General features: G+C 73.9%; 20 protein-coding genes and 2 pseudogenes. 6 read left to right on the forward strand and 16 right to left on the reverse strand.

From position 1 onward, the window contains the following. The first annotated feature begins 38 nt into the window (after window positions 1-38). Window positions 39-308, forward strand: coding sequence for a DUF2795 domain-containing protein (locus FHX32_RS15925; protein ID WP_167183257.1), 270 nt, complete (start codon window positions 39-41; stop codon window positions 306-308). Between the two features lie 395 nt (window positions 309-703). Here the strand turns inward: FHX32_RS15925 and FHX32_RS15930 are convergent, their stop codons facing one another. The 6 genes and pseudogenes from FHX32_RS15930 to FHX32_RS15950 all read right to left on the reverse strand — a co-directional run bounded on the left by FHX32_RS15930 (window position 704) and on the right by FHX32_RS15950 (window position 6,287). Continuing rightward, window positions 704-1,369 carry a hypothetical protein gene (locus FHX32_RS15930; RefSeq protein WP_167183260.1) on the reverse strand — a complete coding sequence of 222 codons (666 nt, stop codon included), beginning with the start codon at window positions 1,367-1,369 and terminating at the stop codon, window positions 704-706. Between the two features lie 45 nt (window positions 1,370-1,414). Continuing rightward, on the reverse strand, window positions 1,415-2,386 hold the full coding sequence (locus FHX32_RS15935) for a pirin family protein (RefSeq protein WP_167183263.1): 972 nt from the start codon (window positions 2,384-2,386) through the stop codon (window positions 1,415-1,417). 1,198 nt (window positions 2,387-3,584) lie between these two features. Then, window positions 3,585-4,025 (reverse strand): annotated as a pseudogene (locus FHX32_RS35120) (hypothetical protein); the annotation flags it as partial. 72 nt (window positions 4,026-4,097) lie between these two features. Continuing rightward, window positions 4,098-4,283, reverse strand: a pseudogene (locus FHX32_RS35125) (hypothetical protein); the annotation flags it as partial. Between the two features lie 247 nt (window positions 4,284-4,530). After that, complete coding sequence (locus tag FHX32_RS15945; RefSeq protein ID WP_486481123.1) at window positions 4,531-5,655, reverse strand: DUF3626 domain-containing protein; 1,125 nt, start codon at window positions 5,653-5,655, stop codon at window positions 4,531-4,533. Between the two features lie 158 nt (window positions 5,656-5,813). Next, a complete protein-coding gene (locus FHX32_RS15950; protein ID WP_167183269.1) occupies window positions 5,814-6,287 on the reverse strand; it encodes a VOC family protein in 474 nt (157 codons plus the stop codon). A gap of 367 nt (window positions 6,288-6,654) precedes the next feature. On the opposite strand from FHX32_RS15950, the gene FHX32_RS15955 reads away from it, so the two are divergent. Then, a complete protein-coding gene (locus FHX32_RS15955; RefSeq protein WP_167183271.1) occupies window positions 6,655-6,816 on the forward strand; it encodes an ATP-binding protein in 162 nt (53 codons plus the stop codon). Beyond that, on the forward strand, window positions 6,816-7,232 hold the full coding sequence (gene tsaA / locus FHX32_RS15960) for a tRNA (N6-threonylcarbamoyladenosine(37)-N6)-methyltransferase TrmO (RefSeq protein ID WP_167183274.1): 417 nt from the start codon (window positions 6,816-6,818) through the stop codon (window positions 7,230-7,232). The genes FHX32_RS15955 and tsaA overlap by 1 nt, the downstream gene beginning before the upstream one ends. A gap of 8 nt (window positions 7,233-7,240) precedes the next feature. Here the strand turns inward: tsaA and FHX32_RS15965 are convergent, their stop codons facing one another. Continuing rightward, window positions 7,241-7,870, reverse strand: a complete 630-nt coding sequence (locus FHX32_RS15965; RefSeq protein WP_167183277.1) for an MBL fold metallo-hydrolase — start codon at window positions 7,868-7,870, stop codon at window positions 7,241-7,243. Then, complete coding sequence (locus FHX32_RS15970; protein WP_167183280.1) at window positions 7,870-8,955, reverse strand: S-(hydroxymethyl)mycothiol dehydrogenase; 1,086 nt, start codon at window positions 8,953-8,955, stop codon at window positions 7,870-7,872. Before FHX32_RS15970 ends, FHX32_RS15965 begins: the two co-directional genes overlap by 1 nt. Before the next feature lie 199 nt (window positions 8,956-9,154). On the opposite strand from FHX32_RS15970, the gene FHX32_RS15975 reads away from it, so the two are divergent. Continuing rightward, entirely contained in the window at window positions 9,155-9,574 is a 420-nt protein-coding gene (locus FHX32_RS15975) for a hypothetical protein (RefSeq protein WP_167183283.1), read from the forward strand. 106 nt (window positions 9,575-9,680) lie between these two features. Here the strand turns inward: FHX32_RS15975 and FHX32_RS15980 are convergent, their stop codons facing one another. The 3 genes from FHX32_RS15980 to FHX32_RS15990 form a co-directional block, all read right to left on the reverse strand. Beyond that, entirely contained in the window at window positions 9,681-10,979 is a 1,299-nt protein-coding gene (locus FHX32_RS15980) for an MFS transporter (RefSeq protein ID WP_486481124.1), read from the reverse strand. Next, the gene (locus FHX32_RS15985; RefSeq protein ID WP_167183286.1) at window positions 10,976-11,632 is read right to left on the reverse strand and encodes a GntR family transcriptional regulator; all 657 of its coding nucleotides are present in this window, start codon (window positions 11,630-11,632) and stop codon (window positions 10,976-10,978) included. The genes FHX32_RS15980 and FHX32_RS15985 overlap by 4 nt, the downstream gene beginning before the upstream one ends. Before the next feature lie 69 nt (window positions 11,633-11,701). After that, window positions 11,702-12,808, reverse strand: coding sequence for a CapA family protein (locus tag FHX32_RS15990; RefSeq protein WP_167183289.1), 1,107 nt, complete (start codon window positions 12,806-12,808; stop codon window positions 11,702-11,704). A gap of 227 nt (window positions 12,809-13,035) precedes the next feature. On the opposite strand from FHX32_RS15990, the gene FHX32_RS15995 reads away from it, so the two are divergent. Beyond that, on the forward strand, window positions 13,036-14,208 hold the full coding sequence (locus tag FHX32_RS15995) for a low temperature requirement protein A (protein WP_486481125.1): 1,173 nt from the start codon (window positions 13,036-13,038) through the stop codon (window positions 14,206-14,208). Here FHX32_RS15995 and FHX32_RS16000 read toward each other — a convergent pair. From FHX32_RS16000 to FHX32_RS16010, 3 genes are read right to left on the reverse strand one after another with little or no spacing between them, the layout of a single operon-like run. Next, a complete protein-coding gene (locus FHX32_RS16000; protein WP_167183292.1) occupies window positions 14,117-15,013 on the reverse strand; it encodes an alpha/beta fold hydrolase in 897 nt (298 codons plus the stop codon). The two genes, FHX32_RS15995 and FHX32_RS16000, sit on opposite strands and share 92 nt — an antisense overlap. Beyond that, on the reverse strand, window positions 15,010-15,948 hold the full coding sequence (locus FHX32_RS16005; RefSeq protein WP_167183295.1) for an SDR family oxidoreductase: 939 nt from the start codon (window positions 15,946-15,948) through the stop codon (window positions 15,010-15,012). The genes FHX32_RS16000 and FHX32_RS16005 overlap by 4 nt, the downstream gene beginning before the upstream one ends. Next, a complete protein-coding gene (locus FHX32_RS16010; protein ID WP_167183298.1) occupies window positions 15,941-17,440 on the reverse strand; it encodes a flavin-containing monooxygenase in 1,500 nt (499 codons plus the stop codon). Before FHX32_RS16010 ends, FHX32_RS16005 begins: the two co-directional genes overlap by 8 nt. Before the next feature lie 114 nt (window positions 17,441-17,554). On the opposite strand from FHX32_RS16010, the gene FHX32_RS16015 reads away from it, so the two are divergent. Then, a complete protein-coding gene (locus FHX32_RS16015) occupies window positions 17,555-18,208 on the forward strand; it encodes a TetR/AcrR family transcriptional regulator (RefSeq protein WP_167183301.1) in 654 nt (217 codons plus the stop codon). Window positions 18,209-18,264: 56 nt separating this feature from the next. Here the strand turns inward: FHX32_RS16015 and FHX32_RS16020 are convergent, their stop codons facing one another. Together FHX32_RS16020 and FHX32_RS16025 are read right to left on the reverse strand one after the other, a co-directional pair. Further along, window positions 18,265-18,876: a GyrI-like domain-containing protein gene (locus FHX32_RS16020; protein WP_167183304.1), complete on the reverse strand. Its 612-nt coding sequence runs from the start codon at window positions 18,874-18,876 to the stop codon at window positions 18,265-18,267. Then, window positions 18,860-19,393 (reverse strand): PadR family transcriptional regulator, encoded by a 534-nt coding sequence (locus tag FHX32_RS16025; RefSeq protein WP_167183307.1) that lies wholly within the window; start codon window positions 19,391-19,393, stop codon window positions 18,860-18,862. The genes FHX32_RS16020 and FHX32_RS16025 overlap by 17 nt, the downstream gene beginning before the upstream one ends. Window positions 19,394-19,442: the final 49 nt, after the last annotated feature.

A 19,442-nucleotide genomic window follows, 5' to 3' on the forward strand; every position in this document is an offset into this window, starting at 1 on the left:
CCGGTCGTGACCGGATCGATGCCCGAGGAGCCGACACCATGGCGAGTTACGCCGACGTCCTGCAGTACCTGTCGAGCCTGGACTATCCGGCCGGCAAGGACGACGTGGTCCGCGAGGCCGAACGGGAGGGCGCCCCGCCGGAGGTGTTGAAGGCGCTGCGCGCGCTGCCGCCGGTGGACTACGCCAACGGCAACGAGGTGGCCCGTTCCGCGGCGATCGACGCCGCGCCCGAGGTGAGCGCGTCCCAGCGGGCGGCGCAGGCCCGCGACAAGCACCAGCGCGTCTCGCAGCACCTGCGCGGCATCTGACCCCGCCGGTACCCGCACCCGGGCCGCCTCCGGTCGCGCCACCGCGAGTCCGGGACTCCGTCCGTGCGCCGCCCCGGCGCTCGTCGCCGTCGGCTCGGCACCCGATCACCGGTTCCGGTTCCGGTTTCGCTCCGACTCCGAGGTGCACTGCGGACCCTGCGAGCAGGCATCGGTGGATGGCTGCGCAGACAGGCGGGCGCCCCGGGTCGCGAACCGCGACCGGGGGCGCCCCACAAAACACCTGACCTGGGCGGACCGCGCCCGAACCGGATCGCGGCCGCCAGGCGGTGACGTACGCCCGAACCGGGCGGGCATCACTGCCGCGATCATCATACGATAGGGATCGTCCTAACGGTCAGAAAATGCGGAACTGTGGGCCAGTCCACTCCGCCGGATCAGCCGGTGACCTCCGCGTACCGGTGTTCCAGGTCGACCCGGGCCAGCGCCCCGACCAGCCAGGCGAGCCGTTCCGACTCGCCGCTGCCGGCCAGCCCGGCCAGGTCGTCGGCGGAGCGCCCGAGCCCGAGCTTGCGGGCCGCCACGAGGGCCCGCCGGTCGGCCACCGGCGCCACCTCCCGCCACAGCGCCTGCGCCTCCCGCAGGAACAGCTCGACCACCTGGTCGTCCACCCCGGGCAGGTCGGTGAGCAGCTTCCGCTCCCGGGCCGGATCGTGGTGGGCCAACGCGCGCAGCCGGCGCAGGTCGCCCCGGTATCGGTCCACCACCGTCTGGGCTAGGTCGCCGAGGACGGTGGCCAGCGCGTCCACGTCGCCGCGCTGGCCGGCCTCGCGCAGCACCCGGACCCGGTCGGCGTGCAGCGAACGGGCCAGCCGGGCGGCGCTGTCCCACCCGTTCCCGGGCAGCGCGTGGGCACTGTCCACGGCCCGCCGGAAGTCACCCCGGCGGGCCAGCAGGACGGACAGACAGAGCAGCTGGAACAGGTTCGACGGGTTGTTGATCACCCGGAAGCCGTACTGCTCGGCGAACCCGCGCCCGCTGCCGGCGAGCCGGCGTACCAGGCGCTTCTTGTCCTCGATGCTGGAAATGGCACTGGTCGGCATGCCCGCGACTACCCGCGTCGCCGCCGGCCACGCCTGCCGAGCGGGTCAACCGTGCACGCCGCCGCTGCGGTCACGGGCCTTGAGCCGGGTGGTGGGCAGCGCGGGAGCGGGCAGCGGCGGCGCCGGGTCGTCGGCGACGACGCCGAACCGGCGCCCGGCCATCCAGTCTTCCCGGGCGGCGGCGACCTCGTCGTGCGAGCGCCCGACGAAGTTCCACCACATCACCAGCGGCTCGTCGAACGGCGTCCCGCCGAGCAGCAGCAGCTGGCTGCCGGGCTCGCCGCGTAGGGTCAGCCGGTCCCGCCCGGTGCCGAGGTAGAGCAGCGCGCCGGGAGCAAACGACACCCCGTCCACCTCGGCGGAGCCCGACATGGCCAGCAGGCCGTACTCGAAGTCCGGGCGCAGCGGCAGCGTGGCCGGCGCCGGACCGCGCGGCTCCAGCTGCGCGCCGAGCAGCGGGGTGTGCACCACCGCCGGGGAGCGTTCCCCGGCCAGCTCGCCCACCAGCAGGGTGACGTCCAGCTCGCCGTCGGCCCAGCGGGGCAGCTCGGCGTGGTGGGCGAAGTCGGGGTCACCGGCACGCGCCGGGTCGGGCAGCGCCACCCAGAGCTGCACGCCGTGCATCAGCGGCGGATGGTCCGCGGGCGAGCGCTCGGAGTGCGCGATGCCGTGCCCGGAGGTCATCACGTTCAGCTGGCCGGGCCGGATCGGCTGCACGTTGCCCAGGCTGTCGCGGTGCAGGATCTCGCCGTCCAGCAGCCAGGTGACCGTCTGCAACCCGGTGTGCGGGTGCGGCGGGACCTCCATGCCCGGCCGCTCGGCGACGTCGTCCGGGCCGAAGTGGTCGACGAAGCACCACGCCCCGACCATTCGCCGCTGCCGCTGCGGCAGCAGGCGACGCACCGTGGTGTAGCGGCCCAGCGGGACGTCGTGGCCGGGCAGCAGCACGCTGCCGGGGTCGACAGTGGCCACGCCGGGCGGTCGGGTCTGCGCCGGCATCGATTCGGTACGCTCCACCGCCCCGACTGTACGCGCACCACCCCCGACGCGGGCCCGGACCTCGCCGGCGTACCGGCCGGCGCGACCACCTCCCAGCCCGGCGGCGACCGGGGCGAGCGCCCCTCGGTCGGCCCGGTGAACCGGACCACGGTGACCGTCCGTATTCCGGGACGGTTGGCGGGTACGCCGACGCGGGTGGTAGCAACGGGGCTGCCAGGAAGCGAAGGGACGTGTCGGTATGCCGGAGACCGTCGAGACGGTGTTCGGTACGACACCGGCGTGCTGACCGGCAAGGGTCAGCTCGGTCGAAGGCTCCCTCCCCGATGTGGGGAGGGAGCCTTCAACAGTCTTCATGTTCGGTTGGGTCAGCTGTTCCAGTGCTCGGCGACCAGGTCGGCGGCCTGCTGTTCCCACTGGGCGTAGTGGTCCGGGTAGGCCGACACCTGCACGGTCTGCGCCGCCTCGGTCAGGGGCATGTCCTGCCACCCGTCGACCTGCTTGAGGCCCTTCAGAAACGCCGTTCGAGTACTCGGGGGCCAGCCCTGCCGGCGGCGTGCCCCTGCTCGATCGTCCGCATGATGTAACGCCCCCGACCAGGCCCCGATTCCACCACCCGGATGCCACCGATCACACCCACAAACCCGACAAACACCCCACCGACCGCATCCAACAAACGCCCACCCCGGAGGCTGGGCAGGGTGATCAACTCCGGGGTAAGCGAAACGACGCGGGGCCCGAACCACCCCTGCGGCCCGATACGTGGAATGTCCGGGCAGATCGACCCGCGGCGGGCCATCACTCACCCGAAAAGAGCGGCCGACCCGAGCGGGAGGTGGGCCACCGAGGAACGAGCGTGATACCTCAGCGGCATATTGATGACTTAGAGGTATCGACCTCTCAAGCAACATGCTCAGCCTCCGACGACACGCCCGACCCGACCAGCCGGGGGCAACCGCCGAAGCACCCCCGACGGGACGACCGGAACGGGCCTCGGCGTTCGCAGCCACGAAACGGACCCGGGACAACGACATGAATGCGGCCACCACGACCACGCGAGCGGACCCGACCACCAAGGCTGCGCCCACCTCGACGCGGGCGGACGTGGACCAGCGACAAAGGTGGGGCCACCGTGACCGAACGAGCGTCCGGTTGGCGCCCGAGGAAAGCGAACCGGCCGGCCCCCGTGCGGGGACCGGCCGGTTCGTCATGCTGGTTGTCACCAGAGCTGCGCGACGATGTCCGCCGCCTGCTCCTCCCACTGCGCGTACGCGAACGGGTAGGCCGAGACCTGCACCGTCTGCGCCGCGGTGGTCAGCGGCAGGTCCTGCCAGCCGCCGACGTTCTTGAGCGCGTTGAAGAACGCCGTCGAGGCGTACTCCGGGTCGGTGATCTGCTCCGGCGAACCCCAACCCGACGACGGGCGCTGCTGGAACAGGCCCTGCGAGTCGTGGTCGTTGTACATGCCGAGGTGGCCAAGGTTGTACAGCTTCGACTCCTGCAGCGACGTCGCGATGCCGATCACCGCGCCCCGCTCCCCCACGCCGGTCTTCTTGGCCACGTCGATGATGGCCCGGGCGTTGGCGAGCTGAGCGTCGTCCAGCGGGATACGCGACTGAGCACCCTGCACGCCGTGCGGGATCAGCTCCTCGCGGGTGGGCTTCTCCTCGGCCGGCTTGACCGTGGTGCCGCCGGTGGTCAGTGCGGACTCATCGGTCCGGTCGGTCTTGGCCCGCCCGGTGGCCTTGTCGATCGCCGCCACGGCGCCCTCGTGCGGGCCGGTGGTGATCGGCGCCGCCGCGGCCGTCGGCGCCAGGGCCAGGCCACCCAGGGCGGCCACGCCTGCCACGCTGAGTGCGGTCTTGCGGTACGAGTCCTTCGCGATGGCGGGGAGCCATCGAGTGAAGTCGACCTTCACGATGGTTGCCCTTTCGATCGTGAAGCGCTCCGGTTGAGCACCTCTCGGGGGATCTCCGGTGCCGGAAAAGAGGTTTGCGCTCCGGCGGTACGGGGGACACAACCAGCTTCACGTGTCGGTCATTCCGGATATGCGGCCGAGCCGGGACGGCTGCGACCCAGGTCACCGGACAGCCGGGTGGCGCGACGCGCTGACTGTGCGCCACGGCCCAGCCGGGGCCGAGCCGGCACGGAAGCCCCGACGGGGCTCAGTCGGCGTACGGGACCCCGAACCGGACCAGGACGTGCCAGAGCTGCTTGAGATGCTGCAGGGTCACCTCGGTGGGCCCGCGGTCCGCCCAGCGCGCCGGATCGGTCACCACGGAGACCGCCGCGCGGCCGATCAGCGCGGCGTCGACCAGTTCGCCCGGCCGGGCGAACTCGGCGTGCACCCGGGCCGCCAGCGGCGGGATGGCCGGCCCCCGGAACTCCGGGTCGATCTCGTCCACCGGCAGGACGAAGCCCCGGTGCCAGCGGAGGGCGAAGCCGTGCCGCCGGGCGATCCCGGCGAGCGTCGCACCGGCCTCGGTGCCGCGGAACGACGGGTCGACCACCACCGCCTCCACGTCCCGGCCGAGGTCGAGATCCCCGTGGACCTGAGCCTCGATGTAGTCGTCCAGGGCGCGGCCGGCGGCGCCGGGCGACCACGCCGCGTCCTCCCGGCGGCGCAGCAACTCCCGCACCAGGGCCACGGTGTCCATTCCGGGCCGGCCGAGGCTGGTCCCGGTGCCCTCGGTCGCCGCGACCAGGGCGGCCAGCACCGGCTCGAACACGTCGACGGTGCCGAGGTCCCGGGGGCCGAGGTGGCTGTCGCCGAAGCAGAAGGTGGCCCGGGCCAGCACCTCCGGGCGCAACCGCAGGTGGCACGAGCCGAACCGGGGGCAGGCGCCGTCCGGGTGGTCGAGCAGGTTCAGCCCGCCGTACTTGGGCCGGTCGGCAAGGGGTACGCCGGACGCCTGGTAGGCGCCGCCGAACAGTGACTCCTCCCAGCGGTCCCGGTCGCCGCCCGGGTACGCGGTCAACCCGCCGTTGGAGATCCGGGTCTCGAACTGGCTGCGGTAGATGCCCTCGTCGGCCAGCGCCCCGGCGACCGTACGGCCGTCGGCGAGCAGCCGGTCGGGGTGGAAGTTGAGGGTGAGCCGCCCGTGCCGGCCGATCGCGGTGATCAGCTCCTCCGGCTGGTGGGTGACACCTGATCCGGCCAGCGCCCGGGCGATGGCGGCCAGGGCGGCGGGGCGGTCCCGCAGCGCGGTCCGCCGGACGTGGTCGAGCGCCGCACGCTGCGCCGGAGTGAGGGGCACGGGGGCGGTTGCCGGGGCTCCGACGGGCTGCACGCCGACGATCATCTCCGCGCCCGCCGGCTCGGCGCATCCCGTTTTCCCGACCGGCTCCCGGCCGGGGTAGGCGGTGACCGGTGCCGGGGTCGTGGCGGGGGTGGCCGGGCCGACCGGCCGGGGCCGGTCCGCGCGGCGACCGCTCACCGTCCGGTCACTCACTCCTCACGCGGGCGGTCGGTGCCGAAGCCGTCGAGGGTCGCCCGCTCGTCGGCGTCGAGGAGTTCCTGGAAGAGGGTGATCTGCAGGCCGGCCGGGGCGTCGAGGCGGGAGTTGAGCGACTGCCACGGCGTCACGGTGGGCGGCGCGATCTCGGTGGCGCCCGCGGCGACCAGCCGGTCGGTCGCCGCCCGGCTGTCGTCCACCTCGAACGCCACCCGGAGCTTCGGGGCCACCTGCCGCCCCACCTCCACCTCGTCGATCATCCGCTTCTGCGCCGGGTTGGCGATCTCCAGCGTGGCCCGGCCGGCATCCAGGATCACCACCCGCGCGTCGCCCTCGCCGGTGAACGCCGCCTGCTCCGGCAGGCCCAGCGCGTCGCGGAAGAACGCCACCGCCGCGGCGTAGTCCTCGGCCTCCACCACCAGGCGGAGTTGACGTACGGCGGGCGGACGGGTGTGATCATCGGCCATGACCGGGGAGCCTACCCACTACGACGACAGGTCGGTCGTCAGGTCGGCTCCCGGGCGGGGCTACAGTGAGGGGCTCCGACCGGAAGGCGATGAGGTGACTGCTGCCGACGTGGCGGACCAGATGGTTCACGACCACCTGGGGCGGTACGGCCGGTTCGCGCGGATCGGTGCCGCCGGCCGGCCCGCGCCGGGCACGACGGTGGCGGGCTCCGCCGGCGAAGCGCCGGGCGGGCCGGGGCGGCCGCGGACCGGGTGGCGGACCCGCAGATCGCGGTCACCGAACTGGCGACCAACAGCGTCGCGCACGGTGGCGGCGGCGGGATGCTGCACGTGTGGCGGACGGCCGCGCACCTGGTCTGTGAGATCCTTGACCACGTGGCTGGCCGACCCGATGGCTGGGCGGCTGACCCCGGCGGCGGACGGCGTCGGCGGGCGGGGACTGGTCATCGTGCACGCGCTCTGCGACCTGGTGCGGCTGCACACCTCCCCGGCCGGCACGACGGTTCGGCTGCACATGCGGAGGACGTGATGACCGACGACACCTTTTCACTGCGGCCGGTCGGGCGGGTCACCTCGCCGCTGACCGACCCGGCGACCGCGCCCCGGCAGGGCGACGAGGGCGCGCCGGAGGCGTACCTGGACTTCACGCCGGAGGTCGCCACCGCCCTGCGCGACCTGCGGGTCGGCACCGAGGTGCTGGTGCTGACCTGGCTCGACCGGGCCCGTCGGGACGTGCTGACGGTGCACCCGCGCGGCGACGCGTCCCGGCCGGAGACCGGGGTGTTCAGCACCCGGTCGCCGCACCGGCCGAACCCGATCGGCCTGCACCGGGTACGGGTGCTGGCGGTGGACGGGCTGCGGGTGCGGGTTGCCGACCTGGAGGCGCTGGACGGTACCCCGGTGCTGGACGTCAAGCCGGTGCTCGGCCCACCCGACGAACGCTGACCCGGCGCTCAGTGGCCCCGGGCCAGCCACTCGTCGAGGTGCGGCGCCTCCGCGCCGACGGTGGTGCTCTCGCCGTGGCCGGTGTGCACGACGGTCTCCGGGGGCAGGGTGAGCAGCCGGTTCCGGATCGACTCGATGATCGTGCCGAAGTCGCTGTACGAGCGACCGGTGGCGCCCGGCCCGCCGGCGAAGAGGGTGTCCCCGGTGAAGACGACACCGAGCGCCGGCTCGTGGAAGCTGCACGCGCCCGGGCTGTGCCCGGGGGTGTGCAGCACGGTCAGCGCGGCCCCGGCCACCTCGACGGTGTCGCCGTCGCGCAGCTCGCCGCCGGGTGGCTCGTCCGGGTGCACCTGGTCCCAGAGCACCCGGTCGGCGGGGTGCAGCAGCACCGGCGCGCCGGTGGCCCGGGCCAGCGCGGGCGCCACCCGGACGTGGTCGTCGTGGGCGTGGGTGGCGAGGATCGCCCGGACCCGCCGGCCGCCGACGACCGCCAGGATCGCGTCGACGTCGTGCGGCGCGTCGACGACGACGCACTCGGTGTCGTCACCGACCACCCAGACGTTGTTGTCCACGTCGAAGGTCTGGCCGTCCAGGGAGAAGGTGCCGGCGGTGACGGTGTGGTCGATCCGGGCGGCCATCAGAAGACCACCACCGAGCGGAGCACGTCGCCGCGGTGCATCCGCGCGAACGCCTCCTCCACCTGGTCGAGCGCGATCTCCTCGGTGACGAAGGCGTCGAGGTCGAGGCGGCCCTGCAGGTAGAGCGCGGTGAGCATGGGGAAGTCGCGGCTGGGCAGGCAGTCGCCGTACCAGCTGGACTTGAGGGCGCCGCCGCGGCCGAAGACGTCCAGCAGCGGCACCTCGACGGTCATCTCGGGCGTCGGCACGCCGACCAGCACGACGGTGCCGGCCAGGTCGCGCGCGTAGAACGCCTGCTTCCAGGTCTCCGGCCGGCCGACCGCGTCGATCACCACGTCGGCACCGAAGCCGCCGGTGGCGGCGCGGATCGCCTCGACCGGATCCTCGGCGGAGGCGTTCACGGTGTGGGTGGCGCCGAACCGGCGGGCCCACTCCAGCTTCCGCGCGTCGGTGTCCACCGCGATGATCGTGGTCGCCCCGGCCAGCGTCGCGCCGGCGACCGCCGCGTCGCCGACCCCGCCGCAGCCGATCACCGCCACCGAGTCGCCACGGGTCACTCCGCCGGTGTTCATCGCCGCGCCGAGGCCGGCCATCACCCCGCAGCCGAGCAGCCCCACCGCGGCGGGCCGGGCGGCCGGGTCGACCTTGGTGCACTGGCCGGCGTGGACCAGGGTCTTCTCGGCGAACGCGCCGATGCCGAGCGCGGGGGCCAGTTCGGTGCCGTCGGTGAGGGTCATCTTCCGCGCCGCGTTGTGGGTGGCGAAGCAGTACCAGGGCCGGCCCCGCCGGCAGGCCCGGCAGACGCCGCAGACGGCCCGCCAGTTGAGCACCACGAAGTCGCCCGGGGCGACGGAGTCGACGCCCGCCCCGACCTCCTCCACGATGCCGGCCGCCTCGTGGCCGAGCAGGAACGGATAGTCGTCGGTGATGCCGCCCTCGCGGTAGTGCAGGTCGGTGTGGCAGACCCCGCAGGACAGCACCCGCACCACCGCCTCGCCGGGCCCCGGGTCGGGCACCACGATGGTGGTCACCTCGACGGGCGCGCCCTTGCTGCGGGAGATGACTCCCCGGACCTGCTGGCTCACGGTCTCCTCCTGCTCCGCGGCGCGGCGCGCCGCCGTCCGTCGGGATCCGGCGCCGCCGGGGGTACGGCGACCCGATGGATCAGGGTTCTCGGGCGAAACTACCGCCGATCACCACCGGCGGCCCAGCGCCGCGCGGCGGTTATCCCGGCCCGGTCCGGGTAGGCGGGGGCACGGTTCTGCCGTCGGACGGGAGTGCGCGATGAAGGTGAGCCATCTGCCGCTGCGCGTGAGCATCGGCGCGTTCGTCCTCAATTCCGGGCTGAGCAAGCGGACGCTGGAGGGCGAGGCGGCACAGGGCATGCACGGGATGGCCGCCAACGCCATCCCGCAACTCAACCAGTTTCCACCGGACCGGTTCGCCCGGCTGCTGTCGGGGGCCGAGATCGCGCTCGGCGCCGCGCTGCTCGCGCCGTTCATCCCGTCCGCGCTGGTCGGCCTGGGGCTGACCGCGTTCGCCGCCGGCCTGACCCAGTTGTATCTCAAGACGCCCGGGATGCGGGAGCAGGGCAGCCTGCGGCCCACCCAGCAGGGTATCGGCCTGGCCAAGGACGTCTGGATGCTCGGCGCCGGCCTGACCCTGGTGCTGGACGACCTCACCCACCGCCGCCGTCGCGCCTGACGGCGGCACCTCGGCCCGACCCCCGCGGCGCCTCGCGCCAGGGCGCCAGCGCGCCGGGCAGAGCGGCCATCGGTGTGCCGGGTCAGAGCGGCCATCGGCGCGCCGGTCAGGGGGCCGCCGGCGCGGGGGTGGCGGCGAGCGCCTGCTCGGCGACCTGCCGGCGGGCCGCGTTGCGGTAGCGGAGCACCTGCACCGCGCCGAGCGCCCAGAGCAGGTACTGCGCGGCGAAGGCCCACCGGAAGGCGGACAGGTCGGGGGTGGCCCGGCCGGCCGGGGTGGTCAGGTCGAGCACCACGCCGACCACCAGCACCAGGGTGATCGAGGCGACGAAACCGCCGACGTTCACCACGCCGGTGGCGCTGCCGATCCGGCTGACCGGGTTGAAGGAGCGCGCGTAGTCGAACCCGATCAGCGAGCCGGGGCCGTTCACCGCGAGCACCAGCACCAGCGCGACCAGCAGCCAGCGCGGCGCCGGGCCGGGCCAGAGCAACACCACCGCCCAGACCGCCGCGCTGCTGCCGGCGATCGCGAAGACCAGCACCGACCGGTGGAACGGATGCCGGGCGCAGAAGTGCGCGATCGCCGGCCCGGACACCAGCATGGCGACGGTCATCAGGGTCAGTAGCGACGCGGCCCCGGTCGGTGTGAGCCCCTGGCCCTGCACCAGGAAGGGGTAGCCCCAGAGCAGGGCGAACACCGAGCCGGAGAACTGCGTGACGAAGTGCGTCCAGAGCCCCAGGCGGGTGCCCGGCTGCGCCCAGGCGGCGGCGAGTTCCCGGCGCACCGTGGCCAGGTCCGGCGGCGGGCCGGCGACGACCTCGCGGTCCGGGGTGTCCCGGACCGCGACCACGACCATCAGCAGCAACGTCGCGCCGAGCGCGGCCGCGACCAGGAAGGCCGGGGTCCAGCCGGCCCGGTGCAGCAGCGCCACCAGCGGTACGGCGCCGAGGATGGCGCCGAACTGGCCCAGCGTGCCGGTCAGCTGGGTCAGCATCGGGTAGCGCCGGCCGGAGAACCAGAGCGCCACGATCCGCAGCACGCTGATGAAGGTCATCGCGTCGCCCAGCCCGATCAGCACCCGGCCGGTGACCGCCAGCCACACCTCGGTGGCGAGGGCGAAGCAGAGCTGCCCGGCGACCATCAGGGCGCCCCCGGCGATCAGCAGCCGGCGCGAGCCGTACCGGTCGAGCAGCACGCCGACCGGCACCTGCATGGCCGCGTACACGGCGAGTTGGGCGACGGAGAAGGTGGCCAGCGTGCTGGCGTTGATGTCGAAGCGGTGCGCGGCGTCGACCCCGGCGACGCCGAGCGTGCTGCGGTGGAACACCGCCCCGATGTACGCGCCCAGCGCGACGCCCCAGACCAGCCAGCCGGAGCGGTGGCGGGTTGCCGACGCGGCGGTCACCGCAGCGTCCGCAGCACGGTGGCGGCGTTGTCGATGTGCGCCGCGACCGTGGCGAGCCAGCGTTGCGGGTCGTCGCCGTTGAGGGCGGCGAGCTGGGCGGCGTGCTCGGTCAGCGCCACCTCGGCCCAGCCGGGCGAGAGCCGGAAGCTCGCCTCCCCCATCCGCAGCTGGCGGTCCCGCAGCCGCTGGTACAGCTCGGCCAGGATCTCGTTGCCGGCGGCGTCGACCACGGTGGCGTGGAAGGCGCGGTCGGCGGCCATCAGCGCGGTCAGGTCACCGGCGGCGTGCGCCGCGCGCATCTCGGCCAGCCGCGCGGCGAGGTCTGCCCGCAGCGCCGCCCGGCGGGGCCAGACCCGCTCGGCGGCATGCAGCTCGACCAGCCGGCGGGCCTCGATGACGTCGGTGATCTCCCGGGCGGAGACCGGCCGGATCAGCGCGCCCCGCTTCGGGTAGAGCCGGACCAGCCCTTCGGCCTCCAGGCGCAGCAGCGCCTCGCGTACCGGGGTGCGGGAGACCCCGGTGGCCTCGGCGATCTCCCCCTCGCTGACCAGCTGCCCGCCCGGGTAGAGCTGTTCCAGGATGGACCGCTTCAGGTGCCGGTAGGCCCGCTCGGCCGCCGAGGGGACGGTGGTCGGGGCCGAGGGATGCGTCATGTATCTATGATCGGCCCGGCCGCGGCCGGCGGCACGTCGGCTGCCCGGGACGTGGCCCAGGCCACCCGGTCAGCGCGCGTCGGGGTGCAGGGTGAGCAGCCCGTCGGCGTCGACGTCGAACCGGGGGCCGAGCCGGCCCAGCAGGTTGGCGAGCCAGGCCGTCTCGTCGGCGGCGGCCGGCGCCAGCCGCATCCGCCGGATCCGCACCGGGGCCGCCCGCAGGCCCCGCAGCCGGCCGCTGCCCGGGTCGAGCGCCGGCAGCCAGAGCAGCCGCAGCTCCGGCCGGTACGCCTGCTGCCCGCCGATCCCCTCGTAGTCGTCGACCAGGTCCCCGCAGCCGTAGAGGATCAGCCGGTCCCGGTACACCTCCACCGGCCGCACGTGGTGCGAGGAGTGCCCGTGCAGCAGGTCGACCCCGGCGTCGACCAGGCGGTGGGCGAATTCGACGTGCTCGGGTGGCACCTCGTACCCCCAGTTGCCGCCCCAGTGCACGGAGACCAGCACCCGGTCCCCCGGCCCGGCCACGGCGGCGATCCGCTCCGCCAGCAGGTCGGCGGTGGCCACCGAGATCTCCGGCAGGTAGGCCACCCCGGGCCGGTCGGCGGTAGCCGCCCAGGGCGGCGGCACGCCGCTGGACGGCGCGGCCACCGAGAAGACCAGCAGCCGGCGGCCCGCGCCGAGGTCCACCCGGGCGGGTGCCCAGGCCGCCGCCGCGTCCCGGCCGGCGCCGGCCGTGGCGATCCCGGCCCCGGCCAGCGCGTCGAGGGTGTCGGCGAGCCCGACCGGCCCGAAGTCGAGCACGTGGTTGTTGGCCAGCGCGCAGACGTCGAGCCGGGCGGCGGTCAGGCACGGCACGTTGTCCGGGTGCATCCGGTAGTGCACGGCCTTGCCCGGGGCGTGCTCGCCCCGGGCGGTCACCGCGGTTTCCAGGTTCACGAGCCGGGCGGCCGGCCACAGGTCCTCCAGCAGCGGCAGGGCGACGCCCCAGGGCCACTCCGGCGGCACCGGCCGGGGAATCGGGCCGCTGACCCGCTCGGCCAGCCCGACGTACTCGTCGGCGTCGCGGACCGCCCGCTCCCGCAGCTCGGGCGGGCCGGGCCGGGGCAGGATCCGGTCCACGCCCCGGCCGGTCATCACGTCCCCGGCCAGGAACAGGGTCAGCGGGTCGGGTGGCATCCGTCCGCTTCCCCGCCCCGCGCCGGCTCGAAACAGCGACGGCCACCCCGCCCGACCGCTGCCACCGAGCTGACCGGCGGGTGGCGGACCCCGGCCCCGCGCCGATCCGCCCGGCCCGGTGCCGGCCCGGGTCGGGCGCATCGCCGGCTGCGCGGAACCCGGCTCGCGGCGCCGTTGAGCTGCCTAGGGTGGAAGTGACCGGCGGTACGGCGGCGAGGAGTACCCGGGTGACCGGTGGGCTGCGGCCGTGGTACCGGCCGATGACCGCGCGCGACCGCGGCGAGGAGCACCGCGCCGCCACGCCGCTGGAGCTCTTCTTCGACCTCTGTTTCGTGGTGGCGGTGGCACAGGCGGCCACGAACCTGCACCACGACCTGGCCGAGGACCACGTCGGGCACGCGGTGCGCAGCTACCTGATGGTGTTCTTCGCGATCTGGTGGGCGTGGATGAACTTCACCTGGTTCGCCTCCGCCTACGACACCGACGACGACGTCTACCGGGTCACCACCCTGGTGCAGATCGCCGGCGCGCTGATCCTGGCCGCCGGGGTTCCGCGCGCCTTCACCGAGGGTGACTTCGCCACCATCACCTACGGGTACGTGGTGATGCGGCTGGCCCTGGTGACGCAGTGGTTGCGGGCGGCCGCCGGCGATCCCGGCCACCGGGCCGCGGACGTCCGGTACGCGGTAGGCGTGACAGTGGTGCAGGTCGGGTGGCTGGTCCGGCTGCTGCTGCCGGACGGCTGGCGGGTCGGCTCGTTCCTGGTGCTGGCCCTGGCCGACCTGCTGGTGCCGGCGTTGGCCGAGCGACCGGGGATGACCACCTGGCATCCGCGGCACATCGCCGAACGGTACGGGCTGTTCACCCTGATCGTGCTCGGCGAGGTGGTGCTCGCGACGTCGGTGGCGATCCAGACCGGCATCGACACGGGGCAGGCCGACCTGCGCCCGCTGGCCACGGCGGCCTGCGTGATCGTGTTCGCGCTCTGGTGGCTCTACTTCGACCGGGACGTGGAGGTGCCGGCGCGGCTGCCCGCCTCGCTGGTCTGGGGGTACGGCCACTACCTGGTGTTCGCGGCGGTCGCGGCGGTCGGTGCCGGGCTGTGGGTGGCGGTCGACCAGCACCGGCACCTGGCCCACGTCGGCAGCGTGGTGGTCGGCCACACCGTGGCGGTGCCGACGGCCGTCTACCTGCTCACCGTCTGGGTGCTGCGGGTGCTGCCCCGGCAGCACGGGGTGGTGCTGGTGGCCTTCCCGGCGACCGCGCTGCTGGTGCTGGCCACCCCCTGGGTGGCCGGGTCGGTCTATCTCATCGCGGCGCTGCTGTCCGCCCTGGTGGCGGTGACGGTGCTGGCTCGGCAGCGGGAGCTGCGGTCCAGAAGTCGACCAGCAGCCGGCTGAACTCCTCGGCGCACTCGATCTGCGGCAGGTGCCCGCAGTTGGTGAACAGGTGGGTGCGGGCGTGGGGCAGCCGGGTGCGGGCGGCCTCCAGGTGGGCCGCGGGCAGGATGAGGTCCCGGTCGCCCCAGACGACCAGCGTGGGTACGTCGAGCCGGGCCAGCTCGGTGAGCAGTTCCTCCCGCCACTGCGGGCTGACCCCGCGGAAGGTGCCCAGGTTGTGCGCCGTCTCCAGCAGCACCCGAGCGGCGTACGGCTGGCGGGCCACCTCGAGGGCGTACGCGACCCGCTCGGCGGTGGCGAACGCGCCGTCGTGGAAGAGGGCCCGCTCGGTGCGCCGGGCGGCAGCCCGGCTGGGACGCAGCAGCAGCCGGCCCAACGGACGCAGGGCGAGCAGCCGCAGCATCATGGTCACCTCGCGGCCGAAGCCGGCGCTGTTGACCAGCGCGAGGCTGGCCACCCGGGCCGGCTCGGCGACGGCCAGTCGCATGGCTATCGCGCCGCCGAGGGAGTTGCCGACCAGGTGCGCGGGCGCCTCGACGCCGACCACGTCGAGGTAGCGGCCGACGAACCGGGCCAGCGCCGGCAGGGTGTACGGCTCGGCCATCGGCAGCGAGCCGCCGTAGCCGGGCAGGTCGACGCTGTGCACCCGGTACCGGTCGGCGAGCAGCTCGTGCTGCTCGGTGAAGTCGCGCAGGCTGCGGCCGATGCCGTGCAGCAGCACCACCGGCGGGCCGTCGCCGTCGACCCGGTGGCGCACCCGCCGCCCGTCGACGGTGACGTGCCGGGGGCCGGCCGGCGCGCTCACGCCGGACCCCCCGCCCGCTCGGCGGGCCGGTCGCCCGGCGCGGCAGGATCCGGGTCGTCCGGTCTCCGCTGGGCGGGGACGGCGGTGGCCCGACGCGCCGGCTCGGCGGCGGCCCGGCCCGGCCCGAGGGCGAACACCCGGCCGTACGAGGCGGGAGCGATCCGGGCCAGCACGTCGGGCAGCTTGGCCGACCAGCCGACCAGCACCCGGCCGCGGCGGCGGCGCACCCCGCGCAGGATGATCTCGGCCGCCTTCGCCGGGTCCATCGAGAGCAGCTTCTCGAACCGCTCGCGGCCGGCCTCGTACTCCTCGACGGAGACGCCGCTGCCGATCCGGGCGCTCTGCGCGATCCGGGTGCGGATGCCGCCGGGGTGCACCGAGGTGACGCCGATGCCGTCGTCGACCAGTTCGTGGCGCAGCGCCTCGGTGAAGCCGCGCACGGCGTACTTGCTGGCGGCGTAGGCGGCCTGGCCGGGCGGGGCGATCAGGCCGAACAGGCTGGAGACGTTGACCAGGTGCGCGCCGGGCTCGGCCTTGAGCGCCGGCAGCAGCGCGTGGGTCAGCTGCACCACGGCCCGGAAGTTGATCTCGATGACCCAGTTGAACTCCGCCAGGGTCACCTGGTCGAACCGGCCGCCGAGCGCGACGCCGGCGTTGTTGACCAGCAGCCGGATCACGGGATGCCGCTGCCGGATCTCCTCGACGACCCGGGCGGTGGCCGCGGCGTCGGCGAGGTCGACCAGGTAGCTGGTCAGCTGCCGGTCGGGGTGGGCCGCGCGGATCGCGGCGACCACGGCGGCGAGCCGCTCGGCGTCCCGGTCGAGCAGCACGAGGTCGCTGCCGCGGCGGGCGAGGCCGTGTGCCAGGGCCTCGCCGATCCCGCTGGCCGCGCCGGTCACCACGGCGGTGCCCGAGGTGAAGTCGAAGCTACGCATCGGCGGTGCTCCTCTCCGGGGTGCTGGACCGGTTCGCGGCGGCGCGGGAGAAGCGCACCCCGATGTCGGTCAGCCGGCCGTGCCGCATCAGCAGCACGTCGCGGGGGTAGTTCTGGTGCAGCCGCCACGGCGCCGAGGCGCCCTGCTTGGGCAGCGCGTCGACGCTGCGCAGCACGTAGCCGGACTTGAGGTCGATGATCGGTTCCAGCGCACCGTCGCGGGGCGCGAGCGGGGTGACGATCTGCTGGCCGGTGCGGTCGAGGTGGCGCAGCAGCCGGCAGACGTACGTGGCGACCAGGTCCGCCTTCAGCGTCCAGGACGCGTTGGTGTAGCCGATGGTCATCGCGAAGTTCGGCACCCCGGAGAGCATCATCCCCTTGTAGGCGACCGTGCCGGCCAGGTCGACCTCGGTGCCGTCGACGGTCAGCGTCATCCCGCCGAGGGCGAGCAGGTTCAGCCCGGTGGCGGTGACCACGATGTCGGCCGGCACCTCCTCGCCGGAGCTGAGCCGGATGCCGCCCGGGGTGAACGTGTCGATGGTGTCGGTGACCACCGAGGCCCGGCCCTTCCGCAGGGCGGTGAACAGGTCGCCGTCCGGCACCACGCAGAGCCGCTGGTCCCACGGGTCGTACCGGGGCGAGAAGTGCCGGTCGACGTCGTAGCCGGCCGGCAGCCGGCCCTTGGCGGCGCGCCGGAGCAGTTTGCGGACCAGGTTGGGGGCACGCCGGCTGGCCTGGAAGTTGGCCGTGGCTAGCAGGACGTTCTTCCAGCGCACGACCGGATACACGGCCTTCGCCGGCAGGAAGCGGCGCAGCGTCTCGGCGAGCACGTCGCGCGAGGGCAGCGCGATGACGTACGTGGGTGAGCGTTGCAGCATGGTGACGTGCCCGGCCCGCTCGGCCATCGCCGGCACCAGCGTGACCGCCGTCGCGCCGCTGCCGATCACCACCACCCGCTTGCCGGTGTGGTCGAGGTCGGCGGGCCAGTGCTGCGGATGCACGATCCGCCCGGTGAACGTCTGCACGCCGGGCAGGTCCGGGGTGTACCCGGTGTCGTAGCGGTAGTAGCCGGAGCAGGTGTACAGGAACGAGCAGGTGAGCACGACGTCCTCGGCGGTGTCGTCGCGCCGGGCGTGCACCGTCCAGTGGGCGGTCGTGCTGTCCCAGTCGGCCCGCACCACCCGGTGGTGGAAGCGGATGTGCTCGGTGACGCCGTACTCGTCGGCGGTCTCCCGGACGTACCCGCGGATGGCGTCGCCGTCGGCGATCGCCTTCGGGTCGGTCCACGGCCGGAACGAGTAGCCGAGGGTGAACATGTCGGAGTCGGACCGCACACCCGGGTAGCGGAACAGGTCCCAGGTGCCGCCGATCGCGCCCCGGGCCTCCAGCACCGCGTACGTCTTGTCCGGGCAGTTGAGCCGCAGGTGGCAGGCGGCACCGATGCCGGAGAGGCCGGCACCCACGATGAGCACGTCGACGTGGTCGGAGGCCATGTCATCTCCCGATCCGAGGCGGTGGCCCCGGACACTATCCACCGCCGTCGACGCCCGTCAACACCCTGTCGAGTTCAATCGACACAGTGTCGATCCGGTGTAGAGTCTCCGGTCATGACGCCCGCCCGTACGCCCACCAGGACCGCGGCCCCGCGCGGACGCCGCGCGGCCCGCTCCTCCGGGGACGAGCGCGAATCGGCCATCCTGGCCACCGCCGAGCGGCTGCTGCACGACCGGGCCTTCGCCGACATCTCCATCGACGACCTGGCCCGCGGCGCCGGCATCTCCCGGCCCACCTTCTACTTCTACTTCCCGTCCAAGGACGCGGTGCTGCTCACGCTGCTGGACCGGGTCACCGAGGAGGCCGAGGCTACCTGCGGTGACGTGCTGGTCCGGCTGGCCGAGGACCCGCCGGCCCGGTGGCGGGAACTGATCGCCCGGTTCCACGAGACGTTCGGCGGGCACCGCGCGGTGGTGCTGGCCTGCGCCCAGGTACGCGGCACCAACGTCGAGGTGCGCCGGCTCTGGGCGAGCGTGATGGAGCGCTGGGTGCAGGCCATCGAGACCGCGATCGAGGCGGAACGGCGGCGCGGCGCCGCCCCCGACGGGCTGCCCGCCCGCGACCTCGCCATCGCGCTGAACTCGATGAACGAGCGGGTCTGGTACGCCACCTTCGCCGGCGACGGCCCGGCGGTGGCCGAGCGCGACGTGGTCGACGTCCTCCTCGACGTCTGGCTGTCCGCCATCTACCGCACCCCCCGACCGTGATCGTCTGACGCGGGGCAGGGCGGAAGGGCCTGGAGCACCTGCTGAACGGCAGACGATCACCTGACCGGCTGCCGGAGGATGGTGCGGAGCTTCTCGGGGGCGGTCCGGCGGGCGTCACTGAGGTAGATCTCGTGGTGCCTGCCGACCATCCGGAGCCCGTTGGCCGGGATGAACTCGTGGTGCATCCGTGCCAGCACCTCGGTCTCGTCGTCGTAGGCGCCGACGTGCAGGGTCTGCACACAGCGGCCCTCGGACAGCGAGTCCAGGCGCACGTCGTCGAGGCGCCGCGGCCGGCCCGTGGCCGCCACCTGCCCGACGGCGTCGGCGAACATGTCCTCGTCGACCCAGTCGGGGACCATGATCATCAGCGTCCAGTCCCACCGGGACTTGTCCCGCGACGCGGTGAAGGTGTCCATGTCGTCGGCCCACCACAGCCCTTCCAGGGGCATCACCACGTAGTCACGCCCGAGGGTCCGCTTGCTGGCGAACTTCAGCTTGTAGGCCACCGGGTAGAGCGCCTCGGTCGCGTCGGTGAAGGCCGTGGTGTTCGGGTCGCCGTGCCCGTCGATCATGAGGTACCGCAGATCGGGCACGTCCACCACGTCGAACCGGCCCTGGCTGGCGCGATAGCTGTGGATCTCCCGCTTGAAGTCAGTCTTGTCGGTCATCGCGCACCTGGGCCCGCGTCGCGAGCCACGACCTTTCCGCCTCCAGGAGGCTCAGTGAGCAGGAGAAGACCTCGCGCGCCGGCAGGGTGAGGGGGGCCTGCGCCGACTCGGCCGCCCGGACGGCGGCGATCCGCGCGTCGACCTGGGCGAGTCGCTCGCGCAGGGCCTGCACGTACTGCCGTTCGGAGAGCAGGGCCAGGTTCGCCACGCCCACGAGAAGGGGATGCGGGACGGGACGCGGCTCCGCGATGAGTGCGAGCGCGCTGCGGGTGGCGGCCTCCACCCCCGCGCCGGTGGCGTGGAAGACGCGCCGGGACTTCGCCGCCGCCGGCGCGTCGGGGGCGTGGACGAGCCCGCGTTTCTCCAGCTTGGCGAGCAGGTAGTAGATCGAGGAGAACCCGATCTCGGTCCACTGGCGGATCCCGCGACGCTCGATGACCTGCTCCAGGTCGTAGCCGTGCCGCGGCCGCTCGATGATCAGCCCGAGGACGACGAGTTCGGACGGCGTGAGTTCCACGCATCTATTCTAGCACTAGAATAGGTCCAGTTCGCCGCCGGCCCTAGAC

The sequence above is a fragment of the Micromonospora sp. CNZ280 genome, assembly GCF_011759515.1.